The organism is Streptomyces sp. ADMS (assembly GCF_033441795.1).
Taxonomy (GTDB): Bacteria; Actinomycetota; Actinomycetes; order Streptomycetales; family Streptomycetaceae; genus Streptomyces.
Window position 1 is genome coordinate 1 of the sequence record NZ_JAVFVX010000087.1, and the last position, 15,613, is coordinate 15,613.

The window sequence follows — 15,613 nt, forward strand, 5'->3', positions numbered from 1 at the left end:
CCCACCATTCACACCAGACCCGTGACCTGCGACTTCACGATGCACACCACTCAGTCAACCGGACAACTCGATCAGCCGTGGCCGACCGGCCCCCTCGGCCACGGCTGCCGCACAGGCAGCGTGGCCAGCGTGGCCAGACGACCGGAACGGAACAGGCAACTCCACCACCGATCAGGCAGCCCGGCGAGGCGGCCTCACAAGCAGCGGGGCGGGCGGCCCGGCCAGGCCGTGCCACCGGCCGACCGGCCAGTCGGCCAAGTCGGCCAGCCGAGCGGCCGAGCGGCCTGCCGGCTCGTTCAGTCCTCGTCCTCGCCGCGAGCCGTCGCGTCGTGCCACTTGGGGTCGTTCTCCCACTGGAGGTTGCGCTCGCGGGCCGTCTCCATCGCGTGTTCGGCCTCCGCTCGCGTGGCGTACGGGCCGAACCGGTCCTTGGCCGGGCAGTCCGGGCCCTCCTCGACCTTCTTGTGCTCCAGGCAGTAGTACCACTCGCCCGGCTTGCCGACCGTGCGCTTCTTGAACAGGGCCATGGTTCGGACTCCTTTCACCAGGGTCATCGTCCCCCACCCGGGCTCGTTAAACTCGCTGGCATGTCTGGCCAGTCACTGCTCGTACCAGGGGAGCTCTCTCCCATCCGTTCCGTGCCCGGAAACATCCGTCGCCCCGAGTACGTCGGCAAGCCCGCGCCGACCCCGTACACCGGGGCGGAGGTGCAGACGCCCGAGACGATCGAGGCGATGCGGATCGCCGGGCGGATCGCCGCGCGGGCGATGGCGGAGGCCGCGAAACTCATCACGCCCGGGGTGACCACCGACGAGCTGGACCGGGTGGCGCACGACTACATGTGCGACCACGGGGCCTACCCGTCCACCCTCGGTTACCGCGGCTTCCCCAAGTCGCTGTGCACGTCCGTCAACGAGGTCATCTGCCACGGCATCCCGGACTCGACCGTGCTGCGGGACGGCGACATCGTCAACCTCGACGTGACGGCGTACATCGGCGGGGTGCACGGTGACAACAACGCGACGTACCTGGTCGGGGACGTCGACGACGAGAGCCGGCTGCTCGTCGAGCGGACCCGGGAGTCCCTGGACCGGGCCATCAAGGCCGTCCGGCCGGGCCGGCAGATCAACATCATCGGCCGGGTCATCGAGTCGTACGCCAAGCGCTTCGGATACGGCGTGGTCCGGGACTTCACCGGGCACGGGATCAACTCGTCGTTCCACTCCGGGCTGATCGTCCCGCACTACGACAGCCCGCACGCGACGACGCTCATCCAGCCGGGAATGACCTTCACCATCGAGCCGATGCTGACGCTGGGGACGTACGAGTACGACATGTGGGACGACGGGTGGACGGTCGTCACGAAGGACCGGAAGCGCACCGCCCAGTTCGAGCACACGCTCGCGGTGACGGACTCGGGGGCGGAGATCCTGACGCTGCCCTAGCTCACCTCCTCACACGTTCTCCCCGCACATACAGCCCGCTCTCTTCCGAGGGCGGGCCTGTCGCGTTTATGGGTACGCTTTTGCCGACAGACAGTCGGCAAAAGTATTGACTTAGGTAAACCTTACCTCGGAGGATAGGCCCCATGGACTCCTTCTCGACAGTCATCCGCACCGCGTCGCACGAGCAGCACGTGGAGGCGGAGACCTCGACGTTCATGAGCGACATGCTCGGCGGCCGGCTCGGTGTGGAGGCGTACGCGCGCTACACCGAGCAGCTGTGGTTCGTGTACGAGGCCCTGGAGACCGGCGTGGACCGGCTGGCGTCGGACCCGGTGGCGGGCCCCTTCATCCAGCCCGGCCTGATGCGGCTGGCGGCGCTGGAGCAGGACCTCGCGCATCTGCGCGGCCCCGACTGGCGCGCGACGCTCACCGCGCTGCCCGCGACGCGGGTGTACGCGGAGCGGGTCGCGGAGTGCGCGCGGGAGTGGCCGGCCGGATACATCGCCCACCACTACACGCGCTACCTCGGAGACCTCTCCGGGGGCCAGATCATCCGCGACCGGGCCGAGAAGGCCTGGGGCTTCGCACGCAAGGGTGATGGCGTCCGCTTCTACGTCTTCGAGGAGATCGCCAACCCGGCGGCGTTCAAGCGGGGGTACCGCGAACTGCTGGACGAGGCGGGCGTGGCCGTGGACGAGCTGGAGAGGCAGCGGGTGGTCGCGGAATGCAAGCGGGCCTTCGCCTTGAACACGGGTGTCTTCCGTGCCCTGGGCGAGGAGTTCTCCATGTCCGCGTGACCCGGCCCCTGGGGGCTGCGCCCCCAGACCTCCTACGGCCCTGACCGGGCCTTGTCCTCAATCGCCGGACGGGCTGGAGATGCCTGAGCGGCGCTGAAGATGTCAGCGCCGCCCGGGAAAATCCAGCCTCTCCGGCGTTTGAGGAGCGGGTGTTCGGGGGCGGCGCCCCCGGGGATGGGACGGGTAGGGGCGGCGGGGCCGAGGAAGAGTCGGGGCCCCTACCGCTCCAGGAACACCCGCCCCCCGACCTCCACCCACCCCATCGGCTGCGGCGCCGTGAGTATCTGCGACCCCTTGCCCTGCGTGATGTTGAGCGCCCGGCCCAACTCGTGCGTCAGCAGCAGCGCCGCCGCCCCCGTCGCCTCGTCCTCCTCGATCCCGTCGTCCCGGCCGGGGAACGCACGGGCCCGCACCCGCCCCGCCGCCTCGTCCTCCCACGCCCACGCGTAGATCCACTCCCCCGCCGGCGGCACCTCCAGCGCATCGACCTCCGCAGCCGACCCGTACCGCCGCAACGTCCGCTCCGATACCCACTCCGCCCGCGCCTCGATCCAGCTGAACTCGCCGTCCAGCCGGGCCCCCACCAGCCCGGCCGGTGTCACCAGTTCGGGCACGTCGAGCAGCCAGGCCGTACCGACGCAGGGGTGCCCGGCGAAGGGCAGGCGCAGCGTCGGTGTGTAGATGTCGATGATCCCGCGCTCGGGGTCGTCGACGAACACGGTCTCGCTGAAGCCGAGTTTCGCCGCGAACGCCTGCCGCTCGCTCCGCTCCGGCATGACGGAGCCCTCACGGACCACGCCCAGCTCGTTGCCGTATCCCCCGTTGGGCGAGCAGAAGACGCGGAGTACGTCGTAATCAGTCACGCGCGCATTCAAACACCCAGGTGGCAGCCGCCACCAACTACGCGTCCCCGCAGGTCCCTACGCGTCCGTACGCCGACGCCGTACCGCCAGCACGACACCCGCGCCCGCCGCCACCGTCACCGCGGCAGCCGTGCCCAGCGCTCCCACCGGAACGCCCGCCCCGGTGGACGCCAGGCCGCCGGTCACACCGTCGGTCGTCAGGCCCGTACCGCCGGTCGTGGAGCCCGTGGAGCCCGTCGTACCGGAGGAACCCCCCGTGGAGCCGGAAGAGCCGGAGGAGCCGCCTGTGGAGTCCGATCCGCCGTCCCCGCCCGGGAGTTCGGCGCCTTCGGCGACCGCCACGGACAGGTCGACCGGGTCGAGTTCCGCACCGGTCTCGTAGAAGTCGCCGAAGGCCTTCGCGCCGGCGGCCGTGAGCTTGGCGGTCACGTCGGAGAGGGTGATGACGTCGTTCACGGCGGTGAGGTCGGCCGCGTCCGTCGTCAGGTCGGCCAGGACCACGCCGTCGGACGTCTCGCCGAGGCTCTCCACGTCGGCGGTGAGTTCGCCGGTGCCGTTGTCGATCGTCGCCCTGAGGTCGCTGAGGGTGAGGTCGAGGCCGTAAGTGCCGTTGTCCTCATGACCCTTGAAGTTCACGGCGCCCGCGAAGGCGGCGGAGAGGGTCTCGGCGTCGGTGTCGTAGGTGCCCGAACCGTCGGCGAAGGTGAACACGCCGTTGCCGGCGGCCTGGGTCGCGCCGTCGGACGTCGTGATCGCGCCCTTGGCGACGCCGTCCACGACGTACGTACGGAAGGACTGCTTCACGCCCCAGCCGAGCGTGCCGTCGGTGATGTCACCGCTCACCGGGGCGGCCGTGGAGGTGCCCGAGGGCGATGCCGAGGGCGAGGCGGACTCGGAGGTGCTCTGCGAAGGCGAAGGGGACGCCGAGGTCGATGCCGATGCCGACGGGCTCGGGGACGCGGACGTCGACGGCGTCGCCGAAGCGCTCGTGCTCGGCGACGCCGAGGGGCTCGGGGACGCCGTCTTCTTCTCCACCACCGTCAGCGGGTCACCCGCCGCCCCGCTGTAGCCGGCACTGCCGAGGACTGTCGCGGCCTCCGGCGTCAGCCTGGTCGCCATGTCGGTCATCTCGCGGGTGACCGTGACGTCGGCGAGCGGTACGTCGTCCTGGGTGGTGCCGCTCTTCGTCACGTCGGCGGTGATCTTCGCCGTCCTGCTGTCGAACCTGACGTCGGACAGGGCGAGTTCGAAGCCGTGGAGCGTGGAGGCGATCTTCAGACTGCCCTTGAAGCCCAGGGCGAGGGTGTGGGACGTGGAGTCGTAGGCCCCCGTGCCCTCCGTGAAGGTGAACGCGCCGTTGTCGGCGGCCTGGGTGGCGCCGTCCGCCGGGGTGAAGGTGCCGGCCGCCATCCCGGTCACGTAGGCGCGGTACGACTGCTTGATGCCCCAGGTCAACTCGTAGCCGCTGAGGGGTATTTCGGCGGCCGAGGCGTTGGAGGCGGCCGTCGTGGCGAGTGCGGTCGCGCCGAGGGCGACGGCCGTGGCCACGGCGGCGGCGAGAGCGAGGGGGCGTCTGGTGGTGGCGGACATGGTGGTGGTTCTCCTAGGTGGGTGGCCGCCGAACCGGCGGACGGGGTACGGGGGTTCAGGCCTCTGCCGGTGCATTCGGCGCGTCGGCGGCCCTCCGGGCCCCGCGCCGGCGGGCGACCACCGCGAAGGCCGCGGCCACCAGCAGCAGGGACCCGGCCGCCAGGCCGACGGGCAGGATCAGTGAGCCGTCGTCGGAGCCGGAGGCGGTGTCGCTCGCGGCGTTCTCCGTGTCCGGCGCCGCGGACTTCGCCGCCGCCTCCGGTGTCGCGGACGTCTCCGTCCCGGTCCCCGCGCTGCCCAGGTCGGGCAGGGCGGGCAGTTCGGCGTCGTCGGTGAGGGCGACGGTGAGCGAGACGGGGTCCATCTCCGTGCCCGCCTTGTACATCCCGCCGAAGGCCTTCGCCCCGCGGCCGGTGAGTTTCGCGGGCGCCTCGGTCAGCGCGACCAGGCCGTTCCTGGGGGCGGGCTTCCCTGCGGTGAAGGTGATCAGCGGGACGTCGGCGCCCGTGAAGTCGGGGCTCGTGACGTCGGCGTAGAGCGTGCCGGTGCCGTTCGCGGCGACGGCGGCCCGCAGCCCGCTCAGCGCCAGGTCGAGCCCGTTCTCTCCGGTGAAGCGCACCGCGCCCGTGAAGGAGGCGGTCAGCTTGCCGTCCTCGTACGTCCCCTCGCCGCCCGGGAAGCGGAAGAGCGCACCGCCGTCCTGGGCGCCGGCTGACAGGGTCCACCTGCCCTTGGCGATGTCACCGGTGACGTACTCGCGGAAGGTGCGGCGTACGCCCCAGTCGACGGCTCCGTCCCTGATGGCGCCCGAAGTCACCTTCGGGGACGGGGACTTGGAGGCTGGCGCCGCGGGTGCCTCCGTCGTCGGTGTCGCCGTCGGCTGCTTGGCGGGCGCCGCCCGCACGTCCGCCGAGAGGCTCACGGGGTCGAGTTCGGTGCCCGCCTCGTAGTACCCGGCGAAGGACCTGGCGCCCTCGGCCGTGAGCCTGGCGGGGAGGTTGTCGAGGACGACCGCGTTGCCGCCGCCCCTCATGTCGATGCCGCCCAGGGTGAGGGAGGCGAAGGGCACCCGCGAGGCAGTCGTGACCGTCCCGCTGCCCTTCGCCTTGCTGACCACGTCGACGTAGAGGGTGCCGGCGCCGCCGGAGATGCGGACGGTGGGGCGGGTGATCGTGAGGTCGAGCTGGTGGGTGCCGTCGTCCTTGCGGTGGCCAAGGAAGTGGACTCCGCCGGAGAAGCCGGCGCGGAAGGCGCCCGTGTCGCCGTCGTACGTGCCCGTCGCCGAGTGGAAGCGGAACTGACTTCCGCCGACTGTGGCCGCGCCGCCCGTGAGGGAGAAACTCCCCTTCGCTATCGGGCCGGTGACGTAGCTCTGGAAGGACGACTTGATGCCCCAGTCGAGCCTTCCGCCCTGCACAGTAAGGCTCGCGGCATGCGCCGCGCCGGCCGGGAAAAGTGCTCCCAGGACGGCCGCGCACAACACGGTCACCAGGGCACGAAGGTGCGCGGGCATGAGGTGTCCTCCGGATCCGACTGCCAGTAGCGAGCGAAGGTAAGGCTAACCTAAGCTTTGGCCAGCTGAAACGTAAGAGGGCCGAGAGAATCCAAGGGAATCCAAGAGAACGGACGGATCGTGGGACGCTTGCGCACGCGAATGGCGGGAGCAGTACTGTCCGCGCTCGCCCTCACGGTGACCGGCTGCGCCGGCACCCAGGGCACCTCGCGGGACACTCCACAGGGCACGGCCAGGGCCGCCGCGAACGCCGCCGCAGCGGATCGCGTCGAACCCCTCGCGAACCCTTCCGAGCCTCAACTCCCCGTCACCGTGCGGTCGTCCGACGGGATGGAGGTGACCGTCGAGGCCGCCGAGCGGATCGTGCCCCTCTCCGGCAGCCTCAGCGAGATCGTGTTCACGCTCGGGCTCGGCGACCGGGTCGTCGCCCGGGACATCACCGCCACCTTCACACAGGCGGAAGAGTTGCCCGTTGTCACCCGCAACCACGATGTCTCCGCCGAGAGCGTGCTCTCCCTCAGGCCCGACCTGGTCCTCGCCGAGACGACGACCGGACCCGAGGAGGCCATCGGCCAGATCCGCGACGCCGGCATCCCGGTCCTGGTGATCGGCCCGGCGAAGGACCTCGGCGACGTCGGCCCGCGTATCCAGGCGGTTGCCGACGCGCTCGGCGTACCGGCCGCGGGGAAGGAGCTGACGAAGCGCTCAGAGGACCGGATAGCCGCCGTGCGCAAGGAGATTCCGGAGCGCACCGAGCAGCCGCGGGTCGCCTTCCTCTATCTGCGCGGCTCGGCCTCCGTCTATCTGATCGGCGGCAGGGACTCCGGTGCGACCTCGCTCCTTGAGGCAGCCGGGGCCGTCGACGCGGGCGCCGACTCGGGGCTGAGCAAGGACTTCACCGCCATCACCACCGAGGCGCTCGCGCAGGCCGCGCCGGACGCGATTCTCGTGATGACCAAGGGACTCGAGTCCGTCGGCGGCATCGACGGCATGGTCGGGATCCCCGGCGTCGCGCAGACCCCGGCCGGGATGGAACGCCGGGTCGTGTCGGTCGAGGACGGTGTGCTCCTCAACTACGGGCCGCGTACCGACCAGGTGCTGAAGTCGATCGTGGCCCAGCTGTACGCGGACGGCAGCGGAGACACCCCATGACCTTGCTGGACAAGGTGGTTGAGGCCACCGAAGAGGCGCCCGCACGCAGGGGGCGCGGCCGGACCTGGCTGCTGACCGCCGGACTGGTCGTCGCGCTGCTCGTCCTCGTCCCGGTCGCCGCCGGGCTCGGGGCGTATCCCATCCCCACCGGTGACGTGCTGGGCTCGGTGCTCCACCGGATCGGCCTCGGCGGCACCGAGCTGGACCGCGTCCCCGAGTCCGTCCTGTGGAACGTCCGCTTCCCGCGCATCGTGCTCGCGCTGCTCGTCGGGGCCTCGCTGGGCTGTGCGGGGGCCTTGATGCAGGGCGTGTTCAGCAATCCGCTCGCCGAGCCGGGGGTCATCGGCGTCTCCTCGGGCGCGGCGGTCGGTGCGGTGGGCGCGATCTCGCTCGGCCTCGGCTTCCTCGGCACGGTGACGATTCCGGCCGTCGCCTTCGTCACCGGTCTCGGCACGGTGCTGCTGGTGTACTCGATGTCGCGCTCCGGCGGCCGTACGGAGGTCGTGACGCTGATCCTCACCGGGATCGCCGTGAACGCCTTCGCGGGCGCCCTGATCGGTCTGTTCCTCTTCTTCGCGGACACGGCGGCGGTCAACCAGATCACCTTCTGGCAGCTCGGTTCCCTGGCCCAGGCCACCTGGTCCAAGGTGCTGGCGGTGCTGCCGTTCGCGGCCGCGGGACTGGCGGTCGCGCCCCTGTACGCCCGCCGCCTCGACCTCCTGTCCCTCGGCGAGCGTCCCGCGCGGCACCTGGGCGTGGACGTGGAGCGGCTGCGGATCGTGCTGGTGCTGGTCATCGCGCTGCTCACGGCGGCGGCGGTCGGTGTCTCGGGGATCATCGGCTTCGTCGGCCTGGTGATTCCCCATCTGCTGCGGATGGCGGTGGGCCCGGGACACCGGTTCCTCGTCCCGGGCAGCGCGCTCGCCGGCGCGGTGGTGTTGCTCGCCGCCGACCTGACGGCCCGGACGATCGCCTCGCCGGCGGAGTTGCCGCTGGGTGTTCTCACCGCCCTGCTCGGCAGCCCGTTCTTCTTCTGGCTGCTGCGGAAGACGCGGCGCGGGCAAGGAGGGTGGGCCTGAGCGGTTGTATGCCGGCTGCGGGCCGGTGGGGGCTGGTCGCGCCCACGCGGCGGAGCCGCAGAATGCCAGGGCCCCGCGCCCCTCAGGTGGGCCTCGGCGACCCCGGTTTCCACTTCGACCCACTCCGCGCCCTTAGGGAGCCCTTCCATGAAATTCCTGCGTCCCCGTCCGGCCCTTCCACCCGCCGCCGCACCGGGAGATGTCCTTGCCGAAGCCGAAGGTCTTCATGTCCGCCTCGGCGCTCGTGAGGTGCTCCAGGGCGTCGACGTGACCGTCCGTGCCGGTGAGGTACTCGCGCTGGTGGGGCCCAACGGGGCGGGAAAGTCGACCCTGTTGGGCGCCCTCGCCGCCGATCTTCCGGCCGCAGCAGGGGTCGTACGGATACACGGCCGGCCCGCTGACGAGTGGCCGGCGGCCGAACTCGCGCTGCGCCGGGCCGTGCTGCCGCAGGCGGCCTCGCTCTCCTTCCCGTTCACCGTCGAGGAGGTCGTCCGGATGGGCCGGGCGCCCTGGGCCGGTTCGGAGCGGGAGGACGAGGACGACATGGCGGTGGCCGGGGCTATGGAGGCCGCCGACGTGGCCGGGTTCGCCGTACGGCCCTTCTCGGCGCTCAGCGGGGGCGAGCGGGCCCGGGTGGCGCTGGCCCGGGTGCTCGCCCAGCGGGCGCCGCTGCTGCTGCTCGACGAGCCGACCGCCGCGCTGGACCTGCGTCACCAGGAACTGGTGCTGCGGGTCTGCCGGGAGCGGGCGCGGGCCGGGGACGCGGTGGTGGTCGTCCTGCACGATCTCGGGCTCGCGGCGGCCTACGCCCACCGGGTCGCGGTCCTGAGCGCCGGGCGGATCGTGGCGGACGGGCCGCCTGCCGGGATCTTCGAGGAGCGGCTGCTGTCGGACGTCTACCGGCAACCCATCGAGGTGTTTCCGCATCCGCGCACCGGGGCTGTCCTGATCTCACCGGTTCGGGATGTTCGACCTGTGCATCGCCCGTGAATGGGCTTCACTTCACGTCACCTTCAGGACTGGAGCAGACCGCCGCGATCGGAGCATACCCACACAACGTCGACAAGAGGCGAACCACTGAGAATCCGGGTATCGCCGAGGCAAGCCCCAGGTGAGTCTGGGCCGCCTCACCAAACCTGCGTGACCACCGCAGCCCCCACCGCAGCGACCGCGTTCCTGGCGGTGGGCCGGGAGGGCCTGGAGACCGCGCTGTTCGTTGCGGGCGTCGGTGCGTGCGTCCAGCGACGGCACCGAAGGGCCCCTACTCGGGCGTGCTGTTGGGCATCGCGACGGCGGTCCTGTTCGGCTGCCTCTCCTACCGGGCGCCCTGCGCATCAACCTGTCGAGGTCCTTCACCTGGACCGGCGGCGGGCGTCCTCGCCTACGGCTTCCACGACCTCCAGGAGGCCGACATCGTGCCGGGCCTGACGAACAACGCCTTCGACACCAGCGAGACGATCCCGCCGGACGGCTGGTACGGCACGCTCCGCAAGGGCGCCCTCAACTGCCAGCCGGACCCGACCGTCCCCCAGGTCACGGTGTGGGCGCTGTACCTGGTCCCGACGCTCGCGTTCTTCCTCGCCCCGGTAGGGTTCGCCTCCGGGAAGGGGAAGGTGAAGCCAGCTAATGAGCAGGGTGAGCAGGGGTCGCGGCCCTCGAAGTCCTCGGACACCACGAGGACTTCTTGACCGGAGCGCCCTCGTAGCGGCGTCGGTGACCGTGTTGTCCCTGGCCGCGAGCGGCTGTGTCGTGGTGCACGGCGAGCGCGAGGTGCTTCCGGCGGCCACCCGGGCGGAGGCGGCCGAGGCGCTGAGGGATTTCACTGCCGCGTACAACGAGGCGGACAAGGCGTACGACCGTTCCCTGGACGCCGACTACGTCACCGGCGCCCTCGGCGCGATCGACGCGGCCCGGCTGGACGCGGGTCGCGAGGTCAACCCGGCCGGCAACCCGTCGTACGTGCCGCTGGAGTTCACGGACACCAGGTTCACGATCCCCAAGAAGGCGGGCTGGCCGCGCTGGTTCGTCGCGGACTCGGACGCCAACAAGGGTGACGAGGCGCGCTGGCTGCTGGTGTTCACGCGCAGCAACGTGGCCGAGCCGTGGGCGGTGGCGTATCTGACGCTGCTCGACCCGGACGACGTACCGGCGTTCAAGACGGACCAGGCCGGCTGGGCGGAACCGGTGACGGCGAACTCGGCCGAACTGGCCGTCGCGCCCAAGGACTTGAGCGAGGACTACGCGACGTTCCTGAAGGACGGCGGCGGCGACGTCTTCGCGCCGGGTGTGCACACGAGCGCCTGGGTGGCGCAGCGCAAGAAGAGCGCCATCAAACCCGGGCTCGTCACCCAGTACATCGACGAGCCGCTGGTCAAGGACGACTTCGCCCCACTGGGTCTGCGTACGGCGGACGGCGGCGCGCTGGTCTTCTTCGCCACGCACCACTACGAGAAGCAGACCGCCGCACTGGGTACGTCGATCCCGACGCCCAGCGACAGCGTGCTGGCGCTGACGAAGGGCGAGATCAAGCAGTCGCTGACGCTGGAGTTCGTGTCGAACCAGGCGGTGCTGGACCCGGCCAAGGGGTCCGCGAGCCAGGGTGTGGAGTTCCTGAGCCGCATCCAGGGTCTGACGGCGGCGCAGGGAGAGTAACTCCGGCTTGCCGGACGGTGGTTCAGCCGCGGTGGGGCCAGGCCGCGGTGGCGTGGTCGGGCTCCTCGCCGGCGTACCGGGCGCAGGCGTCGGTGAGGACTTCGAGAAGGCTGAGCGGGTCGGGCAGGGCGAACTCCGGCCCACGCACCCAGTACACGCCCTGGTCGGCGGGCAGTCGGGCGGGCGGCACGAGGACGTAGGACCCCCGGCAGTGCCAGCGCAGCCCCGGGTGCTCGTCCATGGTCTCGGGGTGGCAGTCCAGTTCGCAGGGCCACCACTCGTCCTCATCGTCCGGGGTGCCGCGCGTGAGGGTGAAGAACAGCAGCCGTCCGTCGTCGCTCTCGGCGACGGGCCCGACCTCGATACCGGCCCCGAGCAGCCGCTCCAGTGCCTCGCGCCCCGCTTCGAGGGGCACGTCGAGGACGTCGTGGACCATGCCGGTCGCGGTGATGAAGTTGGCCTGCGGCTGATGCCTGGCCCAACGCTCGATCTGGGCGCGGTCGGTGGTGGACTGCGTCTGCCAGGCGAAGGAGATCGGGTGCCGGGCGGGCGTGGGACAGCCGACGCGGTCGCAGGAACAGCGGTAGGCGGAGGGGTGTGCGGCGGGCGCGAGGGGCAGTCCGGCACGGGCGGCGGCGAGCAGCAGTTCCTCACGGCGCCCACTCTCTGCGCCGGTGGTGGTCTCGCCGTGGGCGTCCGTACGGCGCCCACGCAGCCACTGGGAGATCCTGCCCTTCCGGCCCGTCGTACGACCGCCGAACTCCGCGCTCATATATCGCCTCGCCTCGCTGCTGTTGTGCGGACAGCCTGCTCCATGGTCCCACCATCCTGCGTCGCGGGGGGCCGGAGCCGACATCCGGGGTAGGTGGGACGAGGTTCGCGGGGACTGGGATGGGCTGTTTTCCGGTTGATTAGCAGGATTTAGCACCCCCGATTTTCAGCCGTCCTGCCGCGACTACTGCTGACTGCCTCCGATTACCTCCAATTACCTCCGGGTGGGGCGATACCGCCCAGGGCGTAGTCGACGAGGGTGTCCGTGTACTCGTACGTGATGGGCCCGGTGTACTGGAGCCAGCGCTGGGCGAGTGGGGAGACGAGGAGTTCGAGGGCGATACGGGGATCGATGTCGGCACGTACCTGCCCGGCGTCCTGGGCGACGCGCAGGCGCTGGACGTAGAGCTGGAACGAGGGTTCGAGGAGTTTGGCGAAGCACCGGCGACCGAGCTCCTCGTTGACGACGCCTTCGGCGGCGAGGGCGCGGGAGGGGACCGCGAACACGGGGTCGAGCAACTGGTCGACGGTCAGACGGAGCACGGCCTTGAGGTCGGCGGCGAGGTCACCGGTGTCGGGGATGGCGTACTGCCGCCCGGGCCGAGTTGCTTCCGCGGCCTGCTCGCTCAGGTCGAGAAAGGCCTCCATGAGCACCTCCACCTTGGAGGACCACCACCGGTAGATGGTCTGCTTGCCGACGCCAGCCCGGGCGGCGATGCCCTCGATGGTCGCCTTCTGATACCCGACCTCACTGACGAGCGCGAGGGCGGCCTCGTAGATGGCGCGGCGGGACTTCTCGCTGCGGCGGGTGGAGTCGGGGGCGGGCCTGTCGGGGGCGGGTTTCTGGACCATGTCGGCAAGTTATCAGGTTGACAAGACGGAACGTCTCGCCGAAGGTGAGAGGGTCCGATTGAACGAGACGATACGTATCGTCAATCGTCTACGGCAGAAGGAGACACGTCATGGCACGAGGCGGCGGCAACATGCTCGGAGTCGGCGGCACCCGCAGCAACCTGGGCAAGAACGCCCTACGGGGCGGAGGCCGGGGCAAGCACGTGGGCGGCGGGTCGGACCCGCAGGCCCAGAAACGGGAGCTGGTGCGCAAGTTGCAGGAGAAGCGCGCGGAGGAAGAGGGCGCACAGGAGGGACGCACATCGGACAGGGCCGACCCGACGGGCCAGTCGGACCAGTCGGATCGGATGGATCAGTCGGCGGGTTCGTAGACAGCCGCGGGTACGGCCGGGCGGCGGTACCGAAAGCCCCATCACACTCCCTCCCGACCAGGGGGTGCGGCGGGGCTTCTGCATTGAGGCGTTGGCGCTGACGTTCGTCGCCGAGTTCGAGGCCGGCGTCGACCGCGTACGACAAGCCCGGGAAGAAACACGCCAGTTGGAGCGCTGACGGGGGCCGCCCACGTGGCCGGCCACCTTCGAGCAGGACGAGTTCATGATGGGGGCAGGTCCCGTTATTTCATGGCCTGCCCGGACGGTGAGAGCCAATGAGCGGAGGCACGTTCCGGAAATGATCGAGGGCCCCGCTCCACTTTCATGGAACAAGGCCCCCGTCTACGACGATGGAGCAAACTCCCGTCGGGACGACAGGATGTGAACCTGCGACCCCTTACCCCCGGGAGCGATGGCCACGACATCGACTGCAAGATCGACGAATTCGACCCAAGCAACTCAAGTCCAGCGTGCTCAAGAGCGCCCGACGCAAGTGGCCGCGTCTAAATTTTTGCCCCGGACTGCCGGGGCTTTCCCGCCTCGATAATGTTCGATTTTTCGGCTTGCCGGGCGACGGCAAAATCACGATTCCGCAGTGTTTGCAGACGATGCGCTTCCGGCAGGTCAGGAATGGTCAGGAGGCGGTCACACGCTTCGAGGGAACTCTGAATATCCCCTACCCAGTAGGAAACGATGGAATATTCGAAGAGCAGCCCCCACTTGTAGACCCATGGGTGAGTGAAGAGAATATCGTCGGGCTCCTCGCGATTGATCCCCGCACACGCGAAGGCATGCCCGGCACGATAGTTTCCACGCTTCCGCAGCCGTGAGACCAATTCGAAGCACGCTTCAAGGCGCTGCGGCCGCTGCTCCCATGCCCGCGAGAGGGTGTCCATGGCTCCCGGCCAGTCACCGGACTCATCCTTGAGGATTCCTGCCTGCAGGAGTGCGTAGTAGATCTCCTCTCCCCAGCCACCCATCCCCGCACGGCGCTCGTAAAGGGCGATCGCCTCTTCAGTGCGACCCATGTCACGCATGGTCTGGGCGAGGTAGAACGTGCTGCGCGCGTCTGTGGGATCGCGCTCGATCTCCGCGCTCAGCAGGGCCATGTCCCGTTCGAACTTGTCGTGCCGGGAGCCGCCGTCGGCGAAGTGCTCGATCACGAGGGCGTCGAGGTTCTCCTGTTCGTGCTCCTCGTCGGCAGTCAGGTACTCGTGTGTCACGCCCTCGTAGCGCCAGTGCAAATCACCGCGGACGAGACGCTTGATCCGGTAGGCAAGACTGCCGGCGTGCGGGATCATGTAGGACGCACAGGACAGCGCAGGCAATGGCCCTTCTTGCCTGATAGTCATGTCGGCGTCCATCAGAAGCAGGTAGTCGGCTTTCCCGCGGGCGCGTTCGATGTTAAGTGTGCGATTTACCCCGAAGTCAACCCAAGGGTCGTCGTGCAACTCGCCGGGGACACCATCGAAGGCTTTTCGAATCAGATCCTGAGTGCCATCCGTCGAGCCCGTGTCAGAGATGATCCAGGTGTCGACGATGTCTCGCACCGAGGCGATACACCGCTCAATTACGGCCGATTCGTTCTTCACGATCATGCAGAGGCAGATGGTCGGTTTCATGGTTCTGTCCCTACCTTCGAGTTTCCAATCGAGCATGACGATAAAAGCCTGAATCACGTGGGATGAAGTCGCCGTAATCACTTTAGACACTTCGACTCAAGGATTGTCGACGCAACGCCGATTCTTGTTATGAGCGCGCCGGGCCGGGCGGCAGGAAGCGGGCGCGTGCCGGTAGACCGCCTGCCACCCTTGCCTCACGGAGGAGATACACACCCAGCAGGTGTCACGGAGTTGGCCGTTCGCGTCGAAGTCCGCCAGAAAATGCCATGCCCATGACAATAGGGGGCTAGCAGGCGGCCCGGGCGGAGCGGCAATGTCACCCAAAGTGCGCGCGTCGTCGCGCATGGTAATGATGTGGATGTCGCCTCTTCCGGGGTGGCGTGACATTCGACTTCGCGAAATCAGGAGACCGCATGAGTCCTGACTCCAGGACAAGTTCCTCACTCGGGCCGCTCCCGCTCCCCAGGCGGAGCACGTGGATCGCGGGCAGCAGCCTCGCATCCCTCGCTCTCGTACTCACGGGCATGGCCAGCCCGGCTCTCGCGATGGAGCACACGAAGACGGTCGCCAACATAGCCTCCGCCGCCCGCCCGGGTGGCGACGAATGCCGAGACGGCCACTGCGGCGACCAGGGCCACTACGGCGAGCACGGCGACCACGGCGACCACGGCCAGCAGGGCCCGACCGGCCCCACGGGGCCCACGGGGCCGACGGGGCCGACCGGCCCTGCGGGGACCGATGGCACGGACGGCACGGACGGTGCGACCGGCCCCACCGGCCCCACCGGCCCGACCGGCCCTGCGGGTGCCGACGGCGCTGACGGTGCCACCGGACCCACCGGCCCCGCTGGCGCTGACGGTGCTGACGGTGCTGACGGCGCCACCGGCCCGACCGGCCCCGCAGGTG

Annotated in this window: 14 protein-coding genes and 2 pseudogenes; 9 read left to right on the top strand and 7 right to left on the bottom strand. The window is 69.8% G+C overall.

Annotated elements, in window-relative coordinates:
* Positions 1-296 precede the first annotated feature (296 nt).
* Complete coding sequence (locus RB628_RS29515) at positions 297-527, bottom strand: hypothetical protein (RefSeq protein WP_318323587.1); 231 nt, start codon at positions 525-527, stop codon at positions 297-299.
* Between the two features lie 60 nt (positions 528-587).
* Here RB628_RS29515 and map point away from each other — a divergent pair, with 60 nt between their 5' ends.
* Together map and RB628_RS29525 are read left to right on the top strand one after the other, a co-directional pair.
* On the top strand, positions 588-1,445 hold the full coding sequence (gene map / locus RB628_RS29520; protein ID WP_318323588.1) for a type I methionyl aminopeptidase: 858 nt from the start codon (positions 588-590) through the stop codon (positions 1,443-1,445).
* A 143-nt stretch (positions 1,446-1,588) separates the two neighbouring features.
* Positions 1,589-2,242, top strand: a complete 654-nt coding sequence (locus RB628_RS29525) for a biliverdin-producing heme oxygenase (RefSeq protein ID WP_318323589.1) — start codon at positions 1,589-1,591, stop codon at positions 2,240-2,242.
* A 218-nt stretch (positions 2,243-2,460) separates the two neighbouring features.
* Here RB628_RS29525 and RB628_RS29530 read toward each other — a convergent pair whose 3' ends face one another.
* Genes RB628_RS29530 through RB628_RS29540 form a run of 3 tightly spaced genes read right to left on the bottom strand, consistent with a single transcriptional unit; the run spans position 2,461 to position 6,208 of the window.
* Positions 2,461-3,105: a PhzF family phenazine biosynthesis protein gene (locus RB628_RS29530; RefSeq protein ID WP_318323590.1), complete on the bottom strand. Its 645-nt coding sequence runs from the start codon at positions 3,103-3,105 to the stop codon at positions 2,461-2,463.
* Positions 3,106-3,162: 57 nt separating this feature from the next.
* Positions 3,163-4,695 (bottom strand): HtaA domain-containing protein, encoded by a 1,533-nt coding sequence (locus tag RB628_RS29535; protein ID WP_318323591.1) that lies wholly within the window; start codon positions 4,693-4,695, stop codon positions 3,163-3,165.
* A gap of 55 nt (positions 4,696-4,750) precedes the next feature.
* The gene (locus RB628_RS29540; RefSeq protein ID WP_318323592.1) at positions 4,751-6,208 is read right to left on the bottom strand and encodes an HtaA domain-containing protein; all 1,458 of its coding nucleotides are present in this window, start codon (positions 6,206-6,208) and stop codon (positions 4,751-4,753) included.
* A 141-nt stretch (positions 6,209-6,349) separates the two neighbouring features.
* Between RB628_RS29540 and RB628_RS29545 the strand changes: the two genes are divergently transcribed.
* From RB628_RS29545 to RB628_RS29565, 5 genes and pseudogenes are all read left to right on the top strand, one after another.
* On the top strand, positions 6,350-7,360 hold the full coding sequence (locus RB628_RS29545) for a heme/hemin ABC transporter substrate-binding protein (RefSeq protein ID WP_318323612.1): 1,011 nt from the start codon (positions 6,350-6,352) through the stop codon (positions 7,358-7,360).
* Positions 7,357-8,439 carry an iron ABC transporter permease gene (locus RB628_RS29550; protein WP_318323593.1) on the top strand — a complete coding sequence of 361 codons (1,083 nt, stop codon included), beginning with the start codon at positions 7,357-7,359 and terminating at the stop codon, positions 8,437-8,439. The genes RB628_RS29545 and RB628_RS29550 overlap by 4 nt, the downstream gene beginning before the upstream one ends.
* Positions 8,440-8,586: 147 nt before the next feature.
* Positions 8,587-9,429 carry a heme ABC transporter ATP-binding protein gene (locus RB628_RS29555; protein WP_318323594.1) on the top strand — a complete coding sequence of 281 codons (843 nt, stop codon included), beginning with the start codon at positions 8,587-8,589 and terminating at the stop codon, positions 9,427-9,429.
* 174 nt (positions 9,430-9,603) lie between these two features.
* Positions 9,604-10,127, top strand: a pseudogene (locus tag RB628_RS29560) (FTR1 family iron permease); the annotation flags it as partial.
* The gene (locus RB628_RS29565; RefSeq protein WP_318323613.1) at positions 10,075-11,091 is read left to right on the top strand and encodes a hypothetical protein; all 1,017 of its coding nucleotides are present in this window, start codon (positions 10,075-10,077) and stop codon (positions 11,089-11,091) included. The pseudogene RB628_RS29560 and the gene RB628_RS29565, both read left to right, overlap by 53 nt.
* A 22-nt stretch (positions 11,092-11,113) precedes the next feature.
* Here RB628_RS29565 and RB628_RS29570 read toward each other — a convergent pair whose 3' ends face one another.
* Both RB628_RS29570 and RB628_RS29575 read right to left on the bottom strand, forming a co-directional pair.
* Positions 11,114-11,863 (bottom strand): bifunctional DNA primase/polymerase, encoded by a 750-nt coding sequence (locus tag RB628_RS29570; protein ID WP_318323595.1) that lies wholly within the window; start codon positions 11,861-11,863, stop codon positions 11,114-11,116.
* Positions 11,864-12,066: 203 nt separating this feature from the next.
* The gene (locus RB628_RS29575) at positions 12,067-12,714 is read right to left on the bottom strand and encodes a TetR/AcrR family transcriptional regulator (RefSeq protein ID WP_318323596.1); all 648 of its coding nucleotides are present in this window, start codon (positions 12,712-12,714) and stop codon (positions 12,067-12,069) included.
* Positions 12,715-12,824: 110 nt separating this feature from the next.
* Between RB628_RS29575 and RB628_RS29580 the strand changes: the two genes are divergently transcribed.
* The gene (locus RB628_RS29580) at positions 12,825-13,085 is read left to right on the top strand and encodes a DUF6243 family protein (protein WP_318323597.1); all 261 of its coding nucleotides are present in this window, start codon (positions 12,825-12,827) and stop codon (positions 13,083-13,085) included.
* Positions 13,086-13,588: 503 nt separating this feature from the next.
* On the opposite strand, the gene RB628_RS29585 is transcribed toward RB628_RS29580, so the two are convergent.
* Positions 13,589-14,707, bottom strand: coding sequence for a glycosyltransferase (locus RB628_RS29585; RefSeq protein ID WP_318323598.1), 1,119 nt, complete (start codon positions 14,705-14,707; stop codon positions 13,589-13,591).
* Between the two features lie 524 nt (positions 14,708-15,231).
* On the opposite strand from RB628_RS29585, the pseudogene RB628_RS29590 reads away from it, so the two are divergent.
* Positions 15,232-15,613: pseudogene (locus RB628_RS29590) on the top strand (hypothetical protein); the annotation flags it as partial.

Excerpts from the sequence above, each read along its gene's own strand:
- RB628_RS29515 (WP_318323587.1), bottom strand. The coding sequence starts at position 527 with ATGGCCCTGTTCAAGAAGCGCACGGTCGGCAAGCCGGGCGAGTGGTAC.
- map (WP_318323588.1), top strand. The coding sequence starts at position 588 with ATGTCTGGCCAGTCACTGCTCGTACCAGGGGAGCTCTCTCCCATCCGT.
- RB628_RS29525 (WP_318323589.1), top strand. The coding sequence starts at position 1,589 with ATGGACTCCTTCTCGACAGTCATCCGCACCGCGTCGCACGAGCAGCAC.
- RB628_RS29535 (WP_318323591.1), bottom strand. The coding sequence starts at position 4,695 with ATGTCCGCCACCACCAGACGCCCCCTCGCTCTCGCCGCCGCCGTGGCC.
- RB628_RS29540 (WP_318323592.1), bottom strand. The coding sequence starts at position 6,208 with ATGCCCGCGCACCTTCGTGCCCTGGTGACCGTGTTGTGCGCGGCCGTC.
- RB628_RS29545 (WP_318323612.1), top strand. The coding sequence starts at position 6,350 with ATGGCGGGAGCAGTACTGTCCGCGCTCGCCCTCACGGTGACCGGCTGC.
- RB628_RS29550 (WP_318323593.1), top strand. The coding sequence starts at position 7,357 with ATGACCTTGCTGGACAAGGTGGTTGAGGCCACCGAAGAGGCGCCCGCA.
- RB628_RS29555 (WP_318323594.1), top strand. The coding sequence starts at position 8,587 with ATGAAATTCCTGCGTCCCCGTCCGGCCCTTCCACCCGCCGCCGCACCG.
- RB628_RS29570 (WP_318323595.1), bottom strand. The coding sequence starts at position 11,863 with ATGAGCGCGGAGTTCGGCGGTCGTACGACGGGCCGGAAGGGCAGGATC.
- RB628_RS29575 (WP_318323596.1), bottom strand. The coding sequence starts at position 12,714 with ATGGTCCAGAAACCCGCCCCCGACAGGCCCGCCCCCGACTCCACCCGC.
- RB628_RS29580 (WP_318323597.1), top strand. The coding sequence starts at position 12,825 with ATGGCACGAGGCGGCGGCAACATGCTCGGAGTCGGCGGCACCCGCAGC.
- RB628_RS29585 (WP_318323598.1), bottom strand. The coding sequence starts at position 14,707 with ATGAAACCGACCATCTGCCTCTGCATGATCGTGAAGAACGAATCGGCC.